Origin of the sequence: Methylobacterium sp. OAE515 (genome assembly GCF_041806315.1) — a bacterium.
Lineage (GTDB): Bacteria > Pseudomonadota > Alphaproteobacteria > Rhizobiales > Beijerinckiaceae > Methylobacterium > Methylobacterium tardum.
Genome location: NZ_JBGMUV010000001.1, coordinates 5,907,939 through 5,928,417, shown reverse-complemented (window position 1 = coordinate 5,928,417; position 20,479 = coordinate 5,907,939). Strand labels below are relative to the sequence as shown.

At 68.3% G+C, this 20,479-nt stretch carries 14 protein-coding genes; 6 read left to right on the top strand and 8 right to left on the bottom strand.

What is annotated here, in order from left to right; translation table 11 throughout:
* Positions 1-207 precede the first annotated feature (207 nt).
* Both ABIE45_RS28905 and frc read left to right on the top strand, forming a co-directional pair.
* Positions 208-681: a PAS domain-containing protein gene (locus tag ABIE45_RS28905; RefSeq protein ID WP_210331714.1), complete on the top strand. Its 474-nt coding sequence runs from the start codon at positions 208-210 to the stop codon at positions 679-681.
* 55 nt (positions 682-736) lie between these two features.
* Positions 737-1,987 carry a formyl-CoA transferase gene (gene frc, locus ABIE45_RS28900; protein ID WP_192708059.1) on the top strand — a complete coding sequence of 417 codons (1,251 nt, stop codon included), beginning with the start codon at positions 737-739 and terminating at the stop codon, positions 1,985-1,987.
* A 502-nt stretch (positions 1,988-2,489) separates the two neighbouring features.
* On the opposite strand, the gene ABIE45_RS28895 is transcribed toward frc, so the two are convergent.
* From ABIE45_RS28895 to ABIE45_RS28865, 7 genes are all read right to left on the bottom strand, one after another.
* On the bottom strand, positions 2,490-3,185 hold the full coding sequence (locus ABIE45_RS28895) for an esterase (RefSeq protein WP_192708060.1): 696 nt from the start codon (positions 3,183-3,185) through the stop codon (positions 2,490-2,492).
* 282 nt (positions 3,186-3,467) lie between these two features.
* Entirely contained in the window at positions 3,468-5,213 is a 1,746-nt protein-coding gene (gene oxc / locus ABIE45_RS28890) for an oxalyl-CoA decarboxylase (RefSeq protein WP_192708061.1), read from the bottom strand.
* 256 nt (positions 5,214-5,469) lie between these two features.
* Positions 5,470-6,756: an oxalate/formate MFS antiporter gene (gene oxlT / locus ABIE45_RS28885; RefSeq protein WP_192708062.1), complete on the bottom strand. Its 1,287-nt coding sequence runs from the start codon at positions 6,754-6,756 to the stop codon at positions 5,470-5,472.
* Positions 6,757-7,057: 301 nt separating this feature from the next.
* Positions 7,058-8,860, bottom strand: a complete 1,803-nt coding sequence (locus ABIE45_RS28880; RefSeq protein WP_192708063.1) for a hypothetical protein — start codon at positions 8,858-8,860, stop codon at positions 7,058-7,060.
* A gap of 97 nt (positions 8,861-8,957) precedes the next feature.
* Complete coding sequence (locus tag ABIE45_RS28875; protein WP_192708064.1) at positions 8,958-10,046, bottom strand: branched-chain amino acid aminotransferase; 1,089 nt, start codon at positions 10,044-10,046, stop codon at positions 8,958-8,960.
* A 91-nt stretch (positions 10,047-10,137) separates the two neighbouring features.
* Positions 10,138-11,898, bottom strand: a complete 1,761-nt coding sequence (locus tag ABIE45_RS28870; protein ID WP_192708065.1) for an ABC transporter ATP-binding protein — start codon at positions 11,896-11,898, stop codon at positions 10,138-10,140.
* 92 nt (positions 11,899-11,990) lie between these two features.
* Positions 11,991-12,512, bottom strand: a complete 522-nt coding sequence (locus tag ABIE45_RS28865) for a Spy/CpxP family protein refolding chaperone (protein ID WP_192708066.1) — start codon at positions 12,510-12,512, stop codon at positions 11,991-11,993.
* 151 nt (positions 12,513-12,663) lie between these two features.
* On the opposite strand from ABIE45_RS28865, the gene ABIE45_RS28860 reads away from it, so the two are divergent.
* The 4 genes from ABIE45_RS28860 to ABIE45_RS28845 all read left to right on the top strand — a co-directional run bounded on the left by ABIE45_RS28860 (position 12,664) and on the right by ABIE45_RS28845 (position 18,051).
* Entirely contained in the window at positions 12,664-13,626 is a 963-nt protein-coding gene (locus ABIE45_RS28860) for a metal ABC transporter substrate-binding protein (protein ID WP_373622778.1), read from the top strand.
* A 439-nt stretch (positions 13,627-14,065) separates the two neighbouring features.
* Positions 14,066-15,814 carry a heparinase II/III family protein gene (locus ABIE45_RS28855; protein ID WP_192708067.1) on the top strand — a complete coding sequence of 583 codons (1,749 nt, stop codon included), beginning with the start codon at positions 14,066-14,068 and terminating at the stop codon, positions 15,812-15,814.
* 70 nt (positions 15,815-15,884) lie between these two features.
* Complete coding sequence (gene purH / locus ABIE45_RS28850; protein ID WP_192708068.1) at positions 15,885-17,483, top strand: bifunctional phosphoribosylaminoimidazolecarboxamide formyltransferase/IMP cyclohydrolase; 1,599 nt, start codon at positions 15,885-15,887, stop codon at positions 17,481-17,483.
* A gap of 337 nt (positions 17,484-17,820) precedes the next feature.
* Positions 17,821-18,051 (top strand): hypothetical protein, encoded by a 231-nt coding sequence (locus tag ABIE45_RS28845; RefSeq protein ID WP_192708069.1) that lies wholly within the window; start codon positions 17,821-17,823, stop codon positions 18,049-18,051.
* A gap of 572 nt (positions 18,052-18,623) precedes the next feature.
* Here ABIE45_RS28845 and ABIE45_RS28840 read toward each other — a convergent pair.
* A complete protein-coding gene (locus tag ABIE45_RS28840; RefSeq protein ID WP_192708132.1) occupies positions 18,624-20,258 on the bottom strand; it encodes an MFS transporter in 1,635 nt (544 codons plus the stop codon).
* Positions 20,259-20,479 lie beyond the last annotated feature (221 nt).

Below are 20,479 nucleotides of genomic sequence, written 5' to 3'. Positions count from 1 at the left end.
CGATAGCACCCGGCCCGCACCGGGCGAGACACGCTGCGACTCTCCCGGCGCGCTACACTTGGTCCGGCATGAAAGTGCAGTCTTCGGCTCCGCCGTTGACGTGTTGCGGCATATGGCATACCAAATACCAACCGACGGAGCGCATCCAGGGGATACGGCGCTGGAAAGTCGGAACTTTAGCTCCAGTGGTGGGGAGAAAGGCCGCGCATGACAGAGGCAGCGACCTGCACGGCCGCCGTATCCGATCGCGAGCCCGTCGGCCTCGCGGAGGCGATCGGCGACGCCGTGGTGGTCGCCGATCCCGAGGGTGCGATCACGGTCTGGAACCCCGCTGCCGAGCGGATCTTCGGCTTCACCGCCGCGGAGGCGCTCGGAGAGACCCTCGACCTGATCACCCCCGAGCGGCACCGGCGCCGCCACTGGGATGGCTACGCGAAGACCATGCACACCGGCGTCACCCGGTACGGGGCACAGACCCTGCGGGTGCCGGCGATCCACAAGGACGGCCGCCAGCTCTCCATCGCCTTCACGGTGGGGATGGTGCGGGACGCCTCCGACCGAGTGACCGGGATCGTCGCGGTGATCCGCGACGAGACCGAGCGCTGGGCCGAGGAGAAGCGCCTGCGCCAGCGCGTGGCCGAACTCGAAGCCTCCTCGGATCCGTCGTACCGGGCACCTTGAGCCCGCCAGACGATCCGAAGGTCCCGATCACCAAACCGCACAGGGAGAACGCCCAATGAGCCAGCCGTTGGAAGGGATCAAGATCATCGACTTCACGCACGTTCAGGCCGGGCCGGCCTGCACGCAGCTGCTCGCGTGGTTCGGTGCCGACGTGATCAAGGTCGAGCGCCCCGGCGCCGGCGACGTGACCCGCACCCAGCTGCGCCACGTCGAGGATGCGGACGCGCTCTACTTCACGATGCTGAACTCGAACAAGCGCTCGCTGACCCTCGACACCAAGACCCAGGCCGGCAAGGAAGTCCTTGAGAAGCTGATCAAGGATTCCGACGTCATGGTCGAGAATTTCGGCCCCGGCGCGCTCGACCGGATGGGCTTCTCCTGGGCGCGCATCCAGGAGCTGAACCCCGGCATGATCCTCGCCTCGGTGAAGGGCTTCTCGGACGGCCACCACTACGAGGACCTGAAGGTCTACGAGAACGTCGCCCAGTGCGCTGGCGGTGCCGCCTCGACCACGGGCTTCTGGGACGGGCCGCCCACTGTCAGCGCCGCGGCGCTCGGTGACTCCAACACCGGCATGCACCTCGCGATCGGCATCCTCACGGCGCTCCACCAGAAGAACAAGACCGGCAAGGGCCAGAAGGTCGCCGTGTCGATGCAGGACTCGGTGATCAACCTCTGCCGGGTGAAGCTGCGCGATCAGCAGCGCCTCGACGCGCTTGGCTACCTCGAGGAGTACCCGCAATACCCCCACGGCGAGTTCTCCGACGTGGTGCCGCGCGGCGGCAATGCGGGCGGCGGCGGCCAGCCGGGCTGGGTGCTGAAGTGCAAGGGCTGGGAGACCGACCCGAACGCCTACATCTACTTCACGATCCAGGGCCACGCCTGGGCGCCGATCTGCAAGGCGCTCGGCAAGGAGGAGTGGATCACGGATCCGGGCTACAACACCCCGCGGGCCCGCCAGGACAAGATCTTCGATATCTTCAAGACGATCGAGGAGTGGCTCGCCGACAAGACCAAGTTCGAGGCGGTCGACATCCTGCGCACCTACGACATTCCCTGCGCGCCGGTGCTGTCGATGAAGGAGATCGCCGAGGACAAGTCGCTGCGCGAGAGCGGCACCGTCGTCGAGGTGGCGCATCCGAAGCTCGGCAAGTACCTGACCGTCGGTAGCCCGATCAAGTTCTCCGACCTGAAGGTCGAGGTGAAGGCCTCGCCGCTGCTCGGCGAGCACACCGACGAGGTCCTCGCGGACCTGGGCTACACGCCGGAGCAGATCCGGGCGATGCACGAGGCCCGCGCGGTCTGATCGACCGCCGTCTTCGCGATACCAAGACAGGACGGCGCCCAGCGGCGCCGTCCTTTTTCATGTCAGGACGCGAAACAGTTTCGCATGCAGGCCATCGATCGGTGGCGGTAGGGCAGGGTGCCGTGATCCGCCTTTGACACGCTGCTGCGAGATCCAGCCCGACGTTGCGAGCGGAGCGAAGCAACCCAGGAGTGCCACGCTCGGCGATGTCGCGCTGCCCTGGATTGCTTCGCTTCGCTCGCAAAGACGAAGGGGCGGTGAATTTCCAAATTCACCCGCTGAGTTCGCGATGGCGCAGAGAAGAACGCTCGTCCAACCCATTCCCCTCATCCTGAGGTGCGGCGTGAGCCGCCTCGAAGGAGGGCTCCAGCCAGACGCGCGATCCCCGGAGCCTCCTTCGAGGGCTCCGCTGCGCTCCGGCACCTCAGGATGAGGGGAGGGATGGGTCACCGCGGCCCAGGACGCGGTCGTCTCCTGAGCCCCAACGCGATCGGGAACAGCTCTAAGCCGCTCTCGTTCTGCCTGAAACGAAGAACGCCACGGCCTGCGCCACGACAGGCGGCTGATGCGCGTGGGGGCCGTCATACTCGACATAGGTCACGTCGTAGCCGGCTTCCCGAAGCTTGGGTAGGTGGACGCGCGCGCTCCGCGCGATCGGGATCTGCGCATCCTGCGTGCCGTGTGACAGGAAGATCCGCGGCGCGCCGACCTGCGCGTGCACCGACAGAAACCCGGCCGACGAGACGATGAGGTGGCTGGCGACGTCGCCGTTCGCGAGTCCGAGGGAGAGGGTGTAGCTGCCGCCATCCGAGTGGCCGGCGAAGCAGATTCGCCCCGGATCGAGCAGGAAGCGGTCGGCCACTGCGTTGAGCGCCGCCGCGACCCGCTCCCGGTCCGGCCCGTGGCCGGCGATGACGATGTCCCAGGTCGGAAACAGAGATTGCGGAACGAGGAGCAGGAAGCGCTCGGCGCGGGCGTGCGCCTCCAGCATCGGCAGGATGCGCTCAGCGCTGCCGCCGCCGCCGTGGAACAGCACGACGAGCGGGCAGGGCCGGCGTGGATCGAGGCCCTCGGGGACCACCAGCACCGCATCGCGCTCGGCGAAGAGGCCGAGCGCGTGCCGCCCTGGGGGGAGAGGCTCGTTCGTGGGCAGCCGGTGCCGGAAATGCAGGCGGCCGGCAAGGTCTGGATCGATCATGGATGCACCGTCACCGAACGGATGACGGATCCGGCGCCGTCTTCGCGGGCGCAGCGCAGCAATCCAGTGGCTTCACGCGGATCGCGGCCGCGCTGCCCTGGGGCACTTCGCTTCGCTCGTGACGACGGTGCGGGTGAAGATCTCCGAGTGGCCAGGAGCTTCAGCGGAACGCCATCCCGCACGGACCCGCAATGCGCGTTCTCATCAAGGCAAGAGGCCGGGCTCGACACGTGAGCCCGGCCTTGATGGTCTCGGATCAGAGATCGCGCGAGAGTTGCGACCTCACTTCTTCTTCTTGATGCCGCTCTGCGGGTTGAGGCTGCCGATATTGCCGCTCTCGCTGCCGGCGGCCGGGTCGATCACGGCGTTGACCAGGGCCGGACGGCCCGAGTTCATCGCCTCGTTGACCGCGCGGGTCAGCTCGTCCGGCGTGGTGACGTGGTAGCCGACACCGCCGAAGGCCTCCATCATCTTGTCGTAGCGGGAATCCGGCACGAACACCGTGGTGGCCGGGTCGCGGCCGGTCGGATCCGTGTCGGTGCCGCGGTAGATGCCGTTGTTGTTGAACACCACGATGCAGACCGGCAGGCCGTACCGGCAGATCGTCTCGACTTCCATGCCGGAGAAGCCGAAGGCGCTGTCGCCCTCGACGCAGAGGACCGGCTTGCCGGTCTCGACGGCTGCCGCGACGGCGAAGCCCATGCCGATGCCCATGATGCCCCAGGTGCCGACATCCAGGCGCTTGCGCGGCTGGTACATGTCAATGATGCCCCGGGCGAGGTCGAGGGTGTTGGCGCCCTCGTTGACCAGGATCGCGTCGGGCCGCTCCTTAACGATGGTGCGCAGCGCCCCGAGCGCGGCGTGGAAGTTCATGGGCGAGGCGTTGCTCATGAGCTTCGGCGCCATCTTGGCGATGTTCGCCTCACGCTTGGTCTTGAGCGTCTCGATCCAATCGGACGGGGGCTGCTGCCAGCCCTGGCCCATGCCGTCGAGGAGCGCCTGCACGCAGGAGGCGATGTCGCCGACGACGGGCGCCACGATCTCGACGTTCGAGTCCATCTCGCGGGGCTCGATGTCGATCTGGATGAACTTGGTCGAGCCCGGCTCGCCCCAGCTCTTGCCCTTGCCGTGCGACAGCAGCCAGTTCAGCCGGGCGCCGACCAGCAGCACCACGTCCGAGTCCTTCAGCGCCGTCGAGCGGGCCGCGCCGGCCGAGAGCGGGTGGGTGTCGGGCAGGAGGCCCTTGGCCATGCTCATCGGCACGTACGGAATGCCGCTGGTCTCGACCAGCGAACGGATGGCGTCGTCGGCCTGTGCGTAGGCGGCGCCCTTGCCGAGCACGATCAGCGGCCGCTTGGCGGATTTCAGAACCTCGAGCGCGCGCGCGATCGCCTCGGGGGCGGGGTGCTGGGCGGGCGCCGGATCGATCACCTTGACCAGCGACTTCTGGCCGGCCTCGGCGTCAATTACCTGTGAGAACAGCTTGGCGGGCAGGTCGAGGTAAACGCCGCCCGGACGGCCCGAGCAGGCGGCGCGGATGGCGCGGGCGACGCCGATGCCGATGTCGGCCGCGTGCAGCACCCGGAAGGCCGCCTTGCACAGGGGCTTGGCGATGGCGAGCTGGTCCATCTCCTCGTAGTCGCCCTGCTGCAGGTCGACGATCTCGCGCTCGGAGGAGCCCGAGATCAGGATCATCGGGAAGCAGTTGGTGGTGGCGTTGGCGAGCGCCGTCAGGCCGTTGAGGAAGCCCGGGGCCGAGACGGTGAGGCAGATGCCCGGCTTCTGGGTCAGGAAGCCCGCGATCGCCGCGGCATTGCCGGCATGCTGCTCGTGGCGGAAGGAGATCACCCGCATCCCCTCGGCCTGAGCCATGCGGCCGAGATCGGTGATCGGGATGCCCGGGACGCCGTAGATCGTCTCGATGCCGTTGAGCTTGAGCGCGTCGATGACGAGGTGGAAGCCGTCGGTCAGCTCCGGCTCGGCGTCGACTTCGGGGTTGGTGTGGACGATCTTGGCGAGTGCGGTCATCACGATGTCTCCCGGAGGATCTGTGTCGATAGGGGCGGCTCTCGGCGCCGGCTGGCTGGAGGATCTCCCACCCTCCGCCCTCATCCTCAGGTGCCCGCAAGTGGCGGGCCTCGAAGGAGCTCTTGAAGGCCTCTGCGATCTCCGGAGGCCTCCATGAAGGCCTCCGTTTCGCGTCGTCACCTCAGGATGAGGGGGAGGGTGGGTGGTCCGTGGCGTCTGTGTGTCGGTTGATTGAAGTCGTGAGATCGAAGGCCGTTCAGGCCGTCCGGACTGGTCGGGCGGCGAGCGCGGGGGCGTGCTCGGTCTCGGCGAGGTAGCGGGCCCGCATCGGGCGCAGCACGAACATGGCGAGCGCCGCCGCGGTCACGTTGAGGATGATGATCAGCGTGAACACCGCCGACCAGCCGTATGCCGCCGAGAGCAGGCTGGCGAACGGGACCAGGAAGGCTGCGGTGCCCTTGGCGGTGTAGAGCAGGCCGGCATTGCTGGCGGCGTATTTGGAGCCGAACGTGTCGCCGCAGGTCGCCGGGAACAGCGAGTAGATCTCACCGAACACCCCGAAATACACCGCAGTGGCCAGCACGAACACCATCGGGATGTGGCCGTAGGTCAGCAGCACGATCACCGCCAGCGCCGCCGTGGAGAAGGCGATGAACATCGTGTTCTCGCGGCCGATATGGTCGGAGACGAAGCCGAAGAACGGTCGCCCAAACCCGTCGAAGATGCGGTCGAGGGAGATCGCCAGCGTCAGCGCGGCCATCTGGAGGCCGAACAGGCTCACCGGGACATTCGCCACCTGGAAGTCGTGAGCGATCGGGGCGATTTGCGCCGCCGCCATCAGGCCGCCCGACGCCACCATCACGAACATCACGTACATGACCCAGAAGACCGGCGTGCGCACCGCCTCGCGGGGGCTGCGGTCGACCTTGGTCTGCGGCAGGCGCGTGCTCTTGCGCTGGACCGGCGTGTTGGTCGACGGCTTGCGCAGTAGGAAGGCGAGGGCCAGCACCACGGCACCCTGGCCGAGACCGAAATACAGGAAGGCGTCCTGGTAGCCGCTCGAAGCGATCATGCGGGCGATCGGCACCACCGTGATCGCCGCACCTGCGCCGAATCCGGCGGCCGTGGCACCGGCGGCGAGGCCGCGGCGATGCGGGAACCACTTAAGGGCGTTGCCCACGCAGGTGCCGTAAACCGAGCCCGCGCCGATGCCGGCGATTACGGCTCCGAGATACAGCATGGCGAGGCTGTCGGCGTAGGCGTTGATCGTCCAGGCCAGGGCGATCATCACGCCGCCGAAGGCGACCACGATCTTCGGACCGTAGCGGTCGACGAACCAGGCCTCGACCGGCACAAGCCAGGTCTCGGTGGCGACAAACAGCGTGAAGGCGAGCTGGATGGCCGCGCGGCCCCAGTGATAGCGCTGGTCGATCGGATCGACGAACAACGTCCAACCGTATTGAAGGTTGGCGATCATGGCCATGCAGATCACGCCGAAGGCGAGCTGCCACCATTTCGCCGACGGCGAATCCTGGCGTTCCATCCCTGAGCCTCTCTCTTGGGCGGCGCGGCCTTGCATTGGCGGCGTCTCTCGTACGCCGATGATCATGCACATCCGTTCCAGGTATGCAATATACCAGCGTGAGACGGACGGGATGAACTGTCAGGACGGCGATATTATTCCGTTTCGCCCCCGGGTGGAATCGGCCGGCACAGTGCACCGACGGGCGATCTTCCCGCTTGCGGTGGTGGCATCCCCCCGTCTGTGCGGGCGGAGCGAAGCAACCCAGGTTGGCGGCCCGGTTTCCGGCGTCGCGACCCCCCGAGAGCGCCACCCGGCGTCGCTATCGCTCCTCTGTGGCAGTACGAGGCCCCCAGGCACCGAGCGTCGGCGCGTCGGTCGGGTTCAGCGACTCATCGAGGGCGGGAATTGGGGTCGGATCGTCGGGAAATCCGATGAGCGCGCAGGCGGCCGCCCATTCCGACCCCTCCTTGACCGCCGCCAGGGCGCTTGGATCCAGCGCGGTGATCCGCCCGCGATCGAGGCGCAGGATGGCCCGCCCGGTCTCGGCCTGAACGAAGCGGACGACTGCCATCCGGCGAAGGCACTCGCGCAGGAAGGCGGTGTTGGCGGATGCCGAGAGGTCGGCGCCTTTGAACACCGCCTCGGGGCCGCGGGCGAAGATATCGACCTTCCGGAAGCGGTCGATGTCGATCAGCCCCTTCACGTCGAGGATGTTGAGGATCCCGTCCGCCCAGAACGCGATCGTGCGCGGGCGCTCGCCGAGCGGCACGCTGTTGTCGAGGAACTCGCAGACCACCTGCTTGTCCCGCGACAGCGCCCAGTTGAAGAACAGGCGCGGCATCCCGGTATAGGCTTCGACGTTGTGGGCCAGCAGGTCCTCCACCGCCTTGTAGCGGCCGAACAGCTCGCCGCGCTTCCAGGCCCGCTCGACGGTGTCGGCCGGAGGCGTGACCATGAACTGCATGTAGACCCGGTCGCCGAACCGCGTGAGCAGCTGGCCACCACCATCCGAGCCCGCCTCGGCCTGGAAGCTGTCGAACCGGAATCGGTCGATCAGGAGGTTCGAGATCCGCCGCTCGGCCGCCTTGCGGGTGACGTAGCGGTCGAGCTTCATGTCGATGATCTCGACCTCGTAGCCCGTCAGCGTCCCAGCGTAGCGAGAGGCCGGCCCCAGGCTGTCGTAGTCGAGGAGGTACTTGCGCCACACGTCCGGGGTGATGACCGCGAAATCCGACCACGCCATGCCGAGGCGCTTGGCAAGCCCGAGCTGGTAGGGGCGGATCGTGCTCTTGCCGGAGGCCGAGGCACCCTTGACGTTCATCACCACCGGGTGGTCCTGCGGCACCAGACGGCGGTAGCCGCGCGCTTCCACCACCGCGCCGATCCAGGGTTCGATCAGTTCGCCGATGCGGCGGCTGCCGTAGCCGTTCGACACCAGCGTTCCCGCGATGGTCCGCAGCAGGGCCGCGTCGCGGATGACGGCGTTTTGGCGGGCGATGAGGCCCGACACCACGGTGCGCAGGGCCTCGCAGGCGGCGATTTCCAGGCCGTCTCCGGCCTCGGCGGCGCGCCGCTGCCAAGTTTCGAGATGGCGGAGGGCCCGGGTCGGGAGATCCTCGCGCGGGGCCTCGATGGTCGGAGGGCGGCGCCCGAGGAGCCGGTCGAGCCAGCGCGGCTCCGGCGGAGGCGGGGCCGGCGGGTCGTTCAGGATGGCGGCGATCTCGCGGTCGAGCACCGCGTCGGCCTCGGAGCGGATCCCGGCAAGGACGGCCTCGACCTCGCCGAGGCGGGGCTCGATGCCCTCGCGCAGGATCGTGGCGACGATGGCCCGGAAGTTCACGCCGAGGTCGGCGTAGACCGCGCCCACCGGCACGGACAAGTCCGACATGACCCGGATGAGGACCTCGTGGACGACGAGGCGGCCGGCCCGGAACCGGGTGAGCTGCCGGGCAGGCAGCCCGCAGAGGTCACTCAGATCCAGGGCGTCGCGAAGCGGCGTCTCGACGTGCTCGGACCGGTAGACGGTGACCAGCGGCAGAAAGGCGGACGGCAGATCGGACCGGACGCCCGGGTTCCAGGGGCCGATGGCCGCTTCCGGGGCGGTGGCCGGCGCGTCGGTCATCCGCGCTTCTCCTTCCCGCCCCCGCAGAGGCGGGTGGGTGGGCGCGTGTCAGATCGGGAGGGCGAGCCGTGAAACCTCAACCTGCCCTCCGAAGACCCTAAAAGACCTTCTGGAACCAGCCATGGGCGTCATTGGTGTTGCCCCGCTGGATGTCCACCAGCAGGCTTCGCAGCCGCTGGGCCACCGGCCCGGCCTTGCCGTTCCCGATGGTGAAGCTCTCCTCCCGTCCCTTCACGGTGCCGATCGGCGTGATCACCGCCGCCGTGCCGCAGGCGAAGGCCTCGGTCAGGCGGCCCTCTCGCACGTCGGTGCGCCACGCGTCGATCGTGTAGGGCTCTTCCTTCACGGTCAGCCCGGCCTCCCGCGCCAGCGTGAGAACCGAATCGCGGGTGATCCCGTGCAGAATGCTGTCCGACAGCGGCGGCGTGACCAGCGTCCCGTCCTCGAACACGAAGAACACGTTCATGCCGCCGAGTTCCTCAATGTAGCGGCGCTCGACCGCGTCGAGGAACACGACCTGCTCGCAGCCCTGCGCGACCGCCTCTGATTGCGCCGCGAGGCTCGCCGCGTAATTGCCGCCGCACTTGGCCGCGCCGGTGCCGCCCGGTGCCGCTCGCGTGTAATGCTCCGAGACCCAGACCGAGACGGCGTTATTCGGGTCCTTGAAGTACGAGCCCACCGCCGACGCGATGGTGATAAACAGGTACTCGGAGGCCGGCCTGACGCCGAGGAACGCCTCCGTGGCGATCATGAACGGGCGCAGATAGAGGCTCCCGTCCGGCGTGTTGGGGATCCAGGCGCGGTCGATCTCGACCAGCTTGTGCATCGCCTCGACGAACGCGTCCTCCGGAAACGGCGCGATCGCTAGGCGCTCGGCCGAGTGGCGGAAGCGGCGGGCGTTGGCGTCCGGCCTGAACAGGGCGGCGCCGCCGTCGGCGGTGCGATAGGCCTTGAGGCCCTCGAAGATTTCCTGCGCGTAGTGCAGCACCGCGGAGGCGGGATCGAGGGGGATCGCCTGGCGCGCCTGGATCCGGGCGTCGTGCCAGCCGCGACCGGCCTCGTAGCGCGCCACCACCATGTGGTCGGTGAACACCTTGCCGAAGCCGGGATTCGCCATCAGCGCGGCCCGCTCCTCGGCGGTCCGCGGGGCGGGATGACTTTGGATCTCGAACGTCAGGTCGCTCACGGTGTGGTCCTCATCGGCTGAGGCCCTTATGGCGCGCTCCGGCGCGCGAATCTACGGAGCCGGCGCATGACGGCGTCGCCGCACATGCGAGTCATTCCGCGGTCGCGGGCTCCGACAGCTGCAGCCGGTGCAGGCGCGCATAGGCGCCGCCGGCCGCGAGCAGGTCGTCGTGGCGTCCAGTTTCGATCACGCGGCCGGCGTCCATCACGGCGATCTGATCGGCGTCGCGCACGGTCGACAGGCGATGGGCGATCACCAGGGTGGTCCGGCCGCGCATCAGTCGGGTCAGCGCATCCTGGACTAGGCGCTCCGATTCGGAATCGAGGGCCGAGGTCGCCTCGTCGAGGAGCAGGATCGGCGCATCCTTGAGGAAGGCGCGGGCAAGGGCCACGCGCTGCCGTTCGCCGCCGGATAGCCGGCCGCCGCCGGGGCCGACGCGGAATTCGTAACCCTCCGGCAGGGCGGTGACGAAGCCGTGAGCCGCCGCGGCGCGGGCTGCCGCCTCGATCTCCGCGCGGGTCGCCTCCGGACGGCCGAAGCCGATATTGGCGGCGATCGTGTCGTCGAATAGGACGACCTCCTGCGAGACCACCGCCACCGCGGCGCGCAGGGACGCCAGGGTCACGGCACGGACGTCCTGGCCGTCGATGGTCACGGCGCCTCCGGTGACGTCGTAGAGGCGCGGGACGAGGTTGAGCAGCGAGGATTTCCCGGATCCGGAGCGCCCGACCAGGGCCGTCACCGAGCCGGCCGCGGCCACGAGGTCGATGCCTTCCAGCGCCGGCGCGTCCGGCCGGTAGCGGAAGCGGACCTCCGCGAAGCGGATTGCGCCGGCGGTCACCGTCAACGGCCGGGCACCCGGCGCCTCGCGGATGGCAGGCGCCTCGTCCATCACGTCGAAGTAGCGCCGCAGCGCGGCCGCCGCCTCCTGCAGGATGGCGTTGAGATTGCCCAGCGCCCGGGCCGGCTGCGCGGCCAGCAACAAGGCTGCGACGTAGCCGGTGAAGTCGCCGACCGTCTTCTCGCCCGCCAGGACGCGCTGCCCGACCAGCACCAGCACGCCCGCTACCGCGATGCCGCCGCCGATCTCGAGGAGCGGGTCGAGGCGACCGCGGGCATTGGCGGCCTTCATCTTGAGGCGGCGCACCTCGTCGAGCGCCGCTGCGGCGCGGCCCTTAAGGTAGGGTTCCATCGCGTAGGTCTTGGCGACGCGGGCGCCCTGCAGGCTCTCGGAGATCAGGCTGGCGGTGGCGCCCATCTGCTCCTGCGTCGAGGTCGAGACCCGCCGGAGCTTCTTGCCAATCCGGCCGATCGGCCCGGCCACGAACGGGACCGTGACGCCGGCCACCAATGTCAGCACCGGATCCATCCAGATCAGCGCCGCCACCAAGCCGATCAACATGGCGATGTCGCGGAGCAGCACGGTCGAGATGCGGGTCAGCGCCTCCTTGATGAAGGCGAAGTCTGTGGTGAAGCGCTGGGTCAGCGCCGCAGGGCTCTCGCGGCCGAGCTGTGCGAGATCCGAGTCGATCAGGTGCCCGTAGAGCGCCGCCTGCATGTCGGCCTCGACCCGGGTCACGACGCGGTTGGTCAGCACCGTCTGCCCGTAGAGCGCAAATCCGCGCGTGGCCGTGACCAGGATCACCACCAGCGGCCCGTAGGCGATCGCCGCGGCGTCCTTGCGGTCGAAGGCGTCGAACGCGGCCTTGATCAACGCCGGGTACAGCCCGGTCGAGGCGCCCACCAGCGCGATCAGCACCAGCACGACCGCGAGGGTGGCCCGGTGCGGGTACAGCCAGATGCGCCAGAGCCGGGCGAGGAGGGGGGCCGTGTCGCCGGGAAGGCGCGCCATGAAACCTACCGGGTCGGGTCAATGCCGCCGCCGGACAGGATGCGCGGCGGCAGCGGTTTGCCGCCGCCGCCGCCGCGGATCAAGGCTTTTGGTCAGCGGTCGTCGTCGCGCGGCCCGCGATTGTCGTCATGGCCGTGATGCCAGCCGCCGTGACGCGGTCCGCCCATGGGACGCGCGAGGATCATGGCGCGCCGCTTTTGATCCTGGTCCAGGCTGGCGTAGAGCGGCTGCGAGGCGTCGGCGAGTTTGCGCAGGGCGTCGCCGCGGGCAGTCGCGGAATCTGCCATCGCCCGAAGGGCCGCGGGGGCGTCGTCGCCGAATTTGGGCCGGTCGCGCATCGCCTCGCGGCGCTGCTGGCGCAATTTCGCCATGTCGCGGATCGCGGCTTCCACCGGTGGCCACAGCTTTTCCTGGTCGGGATTGAGCTTCAAGCCGGCATGCAGGGCCGCAATGCGGGCATCCGTGAAGGCCGCACGGTCCTCGGGGCTGAGCGCGCTCCACCGCCCGTGCCCGCGAAAACCCTCGGGGCCGTGGTCGCGCGCGACGGCCGCGCCGGCAAGCCCCAGCCCGAGGGCACCGGTGATCAGGATGGCCGCTCTCAAACGTCGGGACATGAACACCTCCGTCTTGACGCTCTTGGGGCCGTGCTGACCGGCGGTCGGCGGCAGGGCCCAACGCCGCGCATCGAGCGCCGGGCTTGTATCCCGCTTGTGTATGTAACAATGTTACATTACGTCCGGTGCCATGTGGTTGGCGGAGGCGGTCATGGTGCGGCGGGCGACGGCAACGATCGGGATGGCGTGGCTCGCGGTTCTGGCCCTGTGTTTCGGCCTCGGCGGGCCGGCCGCAGCAGGATCCGGGGAGCGTCCGGTCCGTGCGGTCGCGAGCTTCTCGATCCTGGCCGATCTGGTGCGGGAGGTGGGCGGCGCGCACGTGACGGTGTCGCCGCTCGTCGGCCCCGACTCCGACGCGCACGGGTTCAGCCCCTCGCCGGGCGACGCACGCAAGGTCGCCGAGGCCGACATCGTCTTCGTCAACGGCCTGGGACTGGAGGGATGGCTCGACCGGCTGATCCGCGCCTCCGGCACCCGCGCACCGGTGGTGGTCGCCTCCACGGGGATCACGCCGATCGCCGCGCAGGACGAACATGCCCATGGGGACGGCCTAGGTGACCGCGACCACGGACACGGGGATCACGCCGTGGACCCGCATGCCTGGCAGGATGTCGCCAACGTACGGATCTACGTGGCGAATATCCGGGACTGGCTCGCCAAGGTCGATCCGGCCCATGCGGACGCCTATCGGGAGGCTGCGACCGCCTTCCTCGTCAAGCTCGACGTGCTGGAGCGGGACGTCCGGACGACGATCGCCCGCATCCCGCCGGAGCGGCGGCGCATCATCACGACCCACGACGCCTTCGGCTATTTTGCGGCGGCCTACGGCCTGCGCTTCATCGCACCGCAAGGTGTGTCCACCGACAGCGAAGCGAGCCCGCGGGATATCGCGGCGATCATCCGGCAGATCCGCAAGGAGCGCGTCCCTGCGGTCTTCCTCGAGAACATCAGCGATCCGCGCCAGATGGCGCAGATCGCCCGCGAGGGCGGTGCCCGGATCGGCGGCAAGGTCTATTCCGACGCGCTCTCGGCACCGGACGGCCCGGCCGCGACCTATCTCGACCTGATGCGATCGAACGTGCAGGCCTTCGACGCCGCGTTGATGCCGGGCTAGCGCCGCTGGCGATCAGGTGGGCGTGAGCTTCAATCCCCGTGCGGGCTTAAGTGCCACGCATGGGACGATTGCCGGCCGCATCGAGGTCTCGCGTCAGTCGATCGGACGCGTCATTCTGGGGCGCCGAAGGCGAGCCCGGACCCGAAGGGGCACGCCGGAGGCGGGCAATCCGGAAGTGCTGTCGCGCGATATCCTAGCGCATCGGCGGCTCTGGATCCCGGGCTCCGCTGCGCGGTCCCGGGATGACGGGTGAAGCTTCGGCCGCGCGGGTACATCTCGAGGCCTCGCCGTGGTTCGCCTTCACCGCGTCGGACATGACATAGCGTAAACCGGCGGTTAAGACGCCCCCACTAGCCTTACGAAACGGGTGCCAGCCGATCCTCGTCGACGAGGGCTCAAGGCCTTGGGGCCTTGTGAAAACGCGCAGCTCGGAGATCGCGTGGCTTGGGGGCCTGACCGCTGGCGCTTCTATCGGCTCGTCGCGCGCGAGGCCGCGCGCGCAGTCCGCGCGGCCAGCGCCAGCGTCACCGCTCCGCCCGACATCCTCGCCCGGATGCGGGTAACCGGGCTGGTGATCGCCCCCCAGGATCTGCGTACCTCCGACGCGACCTTCGCGGACGACATCTACGCCGGCCTGTTCGTCTTCGCGGGCCGCTCCCTGGCTGCGAGCGGCGGCTCGCCCTTCGATTATGCCCCGCCCTCGCCGGAGTGGGCCGACGAGCTCTACGGCTTCGGCTGGCTGCGGCACCTGCGCGCCGCCGACACCGCGCTCGCCCGGGCCAATGCCCGTGCCTTCGTGGCCGATTTCATCGCCGGACGGGGCGACGCGGCGCTCGCCCGGCAGACGCCGGTGGCGGCCCGGCGGCTGATCTCGTTCCTGTGCCAATCCCCGCTCGTTCTGGAGGGTGCCGACCACGGCTTCTACCAGAACTTTCTCAAGGCGATCGCCCGCAACGCGCAGCAGCTCGAGCGCGACATCCGGCGCGGCGTGCCGCCGCAATGGCGCCTCAACGCCGCGGTGGCGCTCTGCTATGCCGGCCTGTGCTGCGACGGCATCCAGCCGATCCTGCGCCGGGCGACCCGGATTCTCTCGCGGGAGCTCGACCGGCAGATCCTCACCGACGGAGGCCACCGCTCCCGCGACCCGCGCTTCGCCATGGAGCTGCTGCTCGACCTGCTGCCCCTGCGGCAGAGCTATCTCAGCCGCAGCGTCGAGCCGCCGCTCGCGTTGCTGCGCGCCGTCGACCGAATGCTGCCGCTCCTGCGGTTGCTGCGGCACCCGGACGCCTCGCTCAGCCATTTCAACGGCATGGGCGCGACCGATGCGGACCATCTCGCGACGCTTCTGGTCTACGACGGCGCGCTCGCCCGGCCGCTGATGCATGCGCCGAACTCCGGCTACGAGCGCCTGGAGGGTGGCCGGGTCGTCATCGTGGCCGATGTCGGCGCGAGCCCGCCGCTGCCCTATTCGGTCAATGCCGGGGCCGGCTGCCTCGCCTTCGAAATGTCGAGTGGCCCCCAACGGATCATCGTCAATTGCGGCCTGCCGGCGAGTGGGCCGGATCTGCGCCTCCTCGCCCGCTCGACGCCTGCGCACTCCACCGCCTCGGTCGGCGACGCGTCCTCGTGCCGGTTCCTCACCCGCACCGGCTGGTGGGGTGATCGCTGGCTGGCCGACTGGCTGATCCGGCGGCGCGGTCCCGTGGTGCTGGGCGGCCCGTCCGAGGTGGCGGCCGAGCGGGCCGAGGATGACGACAGCGTCACCCTCGCGGCCCGGCACGACGGTTACGGGCGAGATTTCGGAATCGTGCACGAGCGGCGCTGGCAGCTCTTCGCCGCGAACGCGCGCCTGGAGGGCCGGGACGCCTTCCTGCGCCAGGGCAAGGCCTCCAGCCGAGCGCGCCAGCGCGGCCAGAACGTCGCCATCCGCTTCCACCTGCATCCCGGCATAGCCGTGCGGGGCGTTCCGGAAGGCCTCGAACTCGCCTCGGCGCTCGGCGAGATCTGGACCTTCCGCGCGGAGAACGCCGAGATCGCCCTCGAGGAGAGCGTCTACTTCTCCGGACTGACCGGACCGCGCCGCACCGACCAGATCGTGCTCCACCTGCGGGTCGCCGAGGATGTCGAGGTGCGCTGGAGCTTCGAGCGCCTGGCCTCGGCGCCGCTCAGGGGCATTGCGCCATCTTGACAGGGCGGCTGGCCCGGCTGCCCGTTTCCATGCTACCGCGCGCCGAAATCTCGAACCCCGGCACGAAGCTATGGCGCACGATCAGGTGCGGGTCTCCCGCGCGCTCCTCTCGGTCTCCGACAAGACCGGCCTCGTCGACTTCGCCCGGGCGCTGCACGAGCGCGGCGTCGCATTGGTCTCGACAGGGGGCACCCACCGGGCGCTGCAGGAATCCGGCCTGCCGGTGACCGAGGTCGCCGACCTGACCGGCTTCCCCGAGATGATGGATGGCCGGGTGAAGACGCTTCATCCGGCGGTGCATGGCGGCCTGCTCGCCATCCGCGACAACCCCGAGCACCAAGCCGCGCTCGCCGCGCACGGGATCGGCGCGATCGACCTGCTGGTGGTGAACCTCTACCCGTTCGAGGCGACCATCGCGGCCGACAAGCCGGATGCCGACTGCATCGAGAACATCGATGTCGGCGGGCCGGCCATGATCCGCGCGGCGGCCAAGAACCACGCGGACGTTGCCGTCGTCACCGACGCCTCGGACTATCCGGCCGTGCTGGCCGCGCTCGAAGCCAACGACGGCGCCACCGGGGCGGAGCTGCGGCGGCGCCTGGCGCAGAAGGCGTTTGCCCGCACTGCCGCCTACGACGCGGCGATCGCCAACTGGATGGCGGGCCGCTTCGGTTCCGACGAGCCGGCCCTGTTCCGCGCCTTCGGCGGCACCCTCGCGCAAGGGCTGCGCTACGGCGAGAACCCGCACCAGAGCGCCGCCTTCTACCGGGCTCCCGGCAAGCCGCGCGCCGGCGTCGCCACGGTCCGCCAGCTCCAGGGCAAGGAACTGTCCTACAACAACTTCAACGACACGGATGCGGCCTACGAATGCGTCGCCGAGTTCGACCCGGCGCGTTCGGCCGCGGTGGCGATCATCAAGCACGCCAACCCGTGCGGCGTCGCTGAGGGCGCGAGCCTGGTGGAGGCCTATGAGCGGGCGCTGAGCTGCGACCCGACCTCGGCCTTCGGCGGTATCGTGGCGCTGAACCGGACGCTGGACGAAGAGGCGGCCCGCAGGATCGTCGAGATCTTCACGGAGGTGATCATCGCCCCGGATGCCACGCCCGAGGCGGCGGCAATCGTCGCGGCCAAGAAGAACCTGCGGCTCCTCCTGGCCGGCGGCCTGCCCGATCCCCGGGCCGCCGGCGAGACCGTGCGCTCCCTCTCCGGCGGCCTGCTGGTCCAGGGCCGCGACGCGGCCGTCGTGGACGACATGCCGCTTCAGGTCGTCACCCGGCGTGCGCCGACCGAGGCGGAACTCGCCGACCTCCGGTTCGCCTACCGGGTCGCCAAGCACGTGAAGTCGAACGCCATCGTGTACGCCAAGGCCGGCGCCACCGTGGGGATCGGCGCGGGTCAGATGTCGCGGGTCGATTCCTCGCGCATCGCCGCCTGGAAGGCCGCCGAGGGCGCCAAGCGCCTCAACCTGTCGGAGAGCCTCGCGGTCGGTTCGGTCGTGGCGTCGGATGCCTTCTTCCCATTCGCCGACGGTCTGCTGGCCGCGGCCGAGGCGGGTGCGACGGCGGTGATCCAGCCGGGTGGCTCGATGCGCGACTCGGACGTGATCGCGGCGGCCGACGAGGCCGGCCTCGCGATGGTCCTGACGGGACATCGCCACTTCCGTCACTGAGGCGTGGTCGAGTCCGGCGGACCTAGCCTGGTCCTGGGCTGCCGTTAACGCTCTGTCGCGAATGCGCGCCCGGGACCGATTTTCCGGTCTTGAGCGCGCGTTGGCGCAACGCTCACAATAGTGTTTATGGACTGGCTTTCTGTAAAAATTCGGCGCTGCGACGTTTGACTATGCCAATCTAGCGTTTTTTGTAATCGAAAATTTTAAGAAATAGCCCACCAGAGGTAAAAACCGAACGCGACTTGATATCGTACCCCCGGATCGCCATGATGATTCAGAAGTGTTCGCGCTGATTGCGTCGCGCAATGTCTGAACGCGATCTGGTCTGGGTGGTCCGATGCTCGTCGCCGCGATGTTGTTCTTGGTCGGGTGGCTGATCGGCCGTCTGTTCGGCGTGATTGTGTTGGTGACGACCTCGTGCGTCATCCTGTTCACGGCGATGACCATCTTCACGGCCGTCTACGGGATCGACCTTCTGCACGTACTGATCACGCTCGGCTATCTCACCGCGCACCAATCCGGATATCTGCTCGGCGCCTATTGGGGCGGCTACGAGGAGCACAGCTGACGCCGACGGCCGCCATCACCACCACCAGACCCACCGGCCGGCCTGATTGTTCACGACAACCCAGATCGCTAATGTTACCAGGCACCAGCTAACTACAAGTAGAAGTGGTGGCCTCTTGCCCGATTCACGCACGGGTCTCGTTTTCAGGTCGGTCACGTCCGCTGGTTTCCGGTCTTTGGCTTCGGGCCAATCTATACGGGAATGTACGGATTATGGTTCCATCGGCCCGGCTATGACCGCGGATCCACACCTGAATTAGAAATGTCTTTTTGCATATCGATTTTGTTTTCGATAATATCGAAAACCTGATAATATTTGCCCTGACGTCTCAATAGAGACAGATATTCTGATGAGCAAGGGTATCTATAATTCAAGTTAGTATTGTATTGCTGTGTTTCCACGGCAGATGGCGCTACGGCTATAACGGTCGACCACTCCGAACGGCGTGGTCCAGCGCACGCGGCATGACAGCACAGCCGTCCGGATTGCTGGGCTAGGCGGGCTCCGGCAGGGCCGACATGACAACGCCCAGGCCGCGGGCGGCCTGGGCGTCGATCGGGCAGAGCCGTGGCTCAAGTATCGGCGAAGATGTCCCGGTCCTTGGTCTCGGGCACGAACAGCACGCCGATGACAACCGTCGCGACCGCGATGACGATCGGGTACCAGAGGCCGTAATAGATGTCGCCGGTCTGAGCCACCATGGCGAAGGCCGTCGCCGGCAGGAGGCCGCCGAACCAGCCGTTGCCGATGTGGTAGGGTAGCGACATCGAGGTGTAGCGGATCCGGGTCGGGAACAGCTCCACCAGCATGGCGGCGATCGGGCCGTAGACCATCGTGACGAAGAGCACGAGGATGAACAGCAGGCCGATCACCTGCGCGACCTGCGGCCGGAAGATGTCGAACGGGTTCGACATCTTGACGATCTCGGGGTCGCCGGCCTTCGGGTAACCGGCGGCCTGGAGCGCCGCGGTCGTGGCCTTGTTGGCTTCGACATTGCCGCCCTGCGGATAGGGGATCTCGGTGTCGTTGACCCGGATCGTCGTGGGCTGTCCGGCGGCACCGGGCGCCGTCGCGTAGCGCACCGAGGACTTCGACAGGAAGTCACGGGCAAGGTCGCAGGGCGCGGTGAACACCCGGGTCCCGACCGGGTTGAACAGGGTTCCGCAGGCGGCCGGATCGGCCGTCACCGTGACCTTCACGCTCTCGATCGCCGCCTCGAGCTTCGGGTTGGCGGTCGAAGTGATGCCCTTGAAGATCGGGAAGAACGTCGCCGCCGCGATCGCGCAGCCCGCCAGGATGATGACCTTGCGGCCGATCTTGTCGGACAGCCAGCCGAACACCACGAAGAAGCCGGTGCCGAGGAGCAGCGACCACGCGATCAGCAGGTTCGCCGTGTAACCATCGACCTTGAGGATCGATTGCAGGAAGAACAGCGCGTAGAACTGGCCCGTGTACCAGACCACGCCCTGGCCCGCGACGAGACCGAACAGGGCGATGATGGCGAACTTCGCGTTCCGCCACTGACCGAAGGCCTCCGTGAGCGGCGCCTTCGATGTCTTGCCCTCCTCCTTCATCTTCTGGAAGGCCGGGGACTCGGAGAGCTGGAGGCGAATCCAGACCGAGATGCCGAGCAGAAGCACCGAGACCAGGAACGGAATGCGCCAGCCCCACTCGGCGAACGCGGCCTCGCCCGTGAAGGTCCGGGTCGCGAGGATGACGAGGAGGGACAGGAACAGACCCAGCGTCGCGGTCGTCTGGATCCAGCTCGTGTAGAAGCCGCGCCGGCCATTGGGGGCGTGCTCGGCCACGTAGGTGGCGGCGCCGCCATACTCGCCGCCGAGGGCGAGGCCCTGCGCGAGGCGCAGGACGATCAGGATGATCGGCGCCGCGATGCCGATGGTCGCCGCGTTGGGCAGGATGCCGACGATGAAGGTCGACAGGCCCATGATTAGGATCGTAATGAGGAAGGTGTATTTGCGTCCGACGAGATCACCGACGCGTCCGAAGACTAGGGCGCCGAATGGCCGGACGATGAAGCCGGCCGCGAAGGCCAGCAATGCGAAGATGTCGCGCGTCGCCGGCGGGTAGGCCGAGAAGAACTGCGCGCCGATGATCGCCGCAAGGGACCCGTAGAGATAGAAATCGTACCACTCGAACACGGTGCCGAGCGAGGATGCGAAGATCACCCGCTTCTCGGCCGACGTCATCGGCCTCGCGGCGTCTCCGGTCCGCGGGATCGCGGTTGCCACAGCCATGAAACAGGTCCTCCCAGACGCATACGGGCGCACCGGGACCCGGGCCGCCCCTTCACCGCCCGGTTTCGCGGGCGGCTCTGCGCACAGCGCAGATCACATATGCGTTATCGCAAGGGCGGGACAGGTCAACCGGTAAAGCGATCGTGAAGAACCCTATCAACACGGGCGCTTAC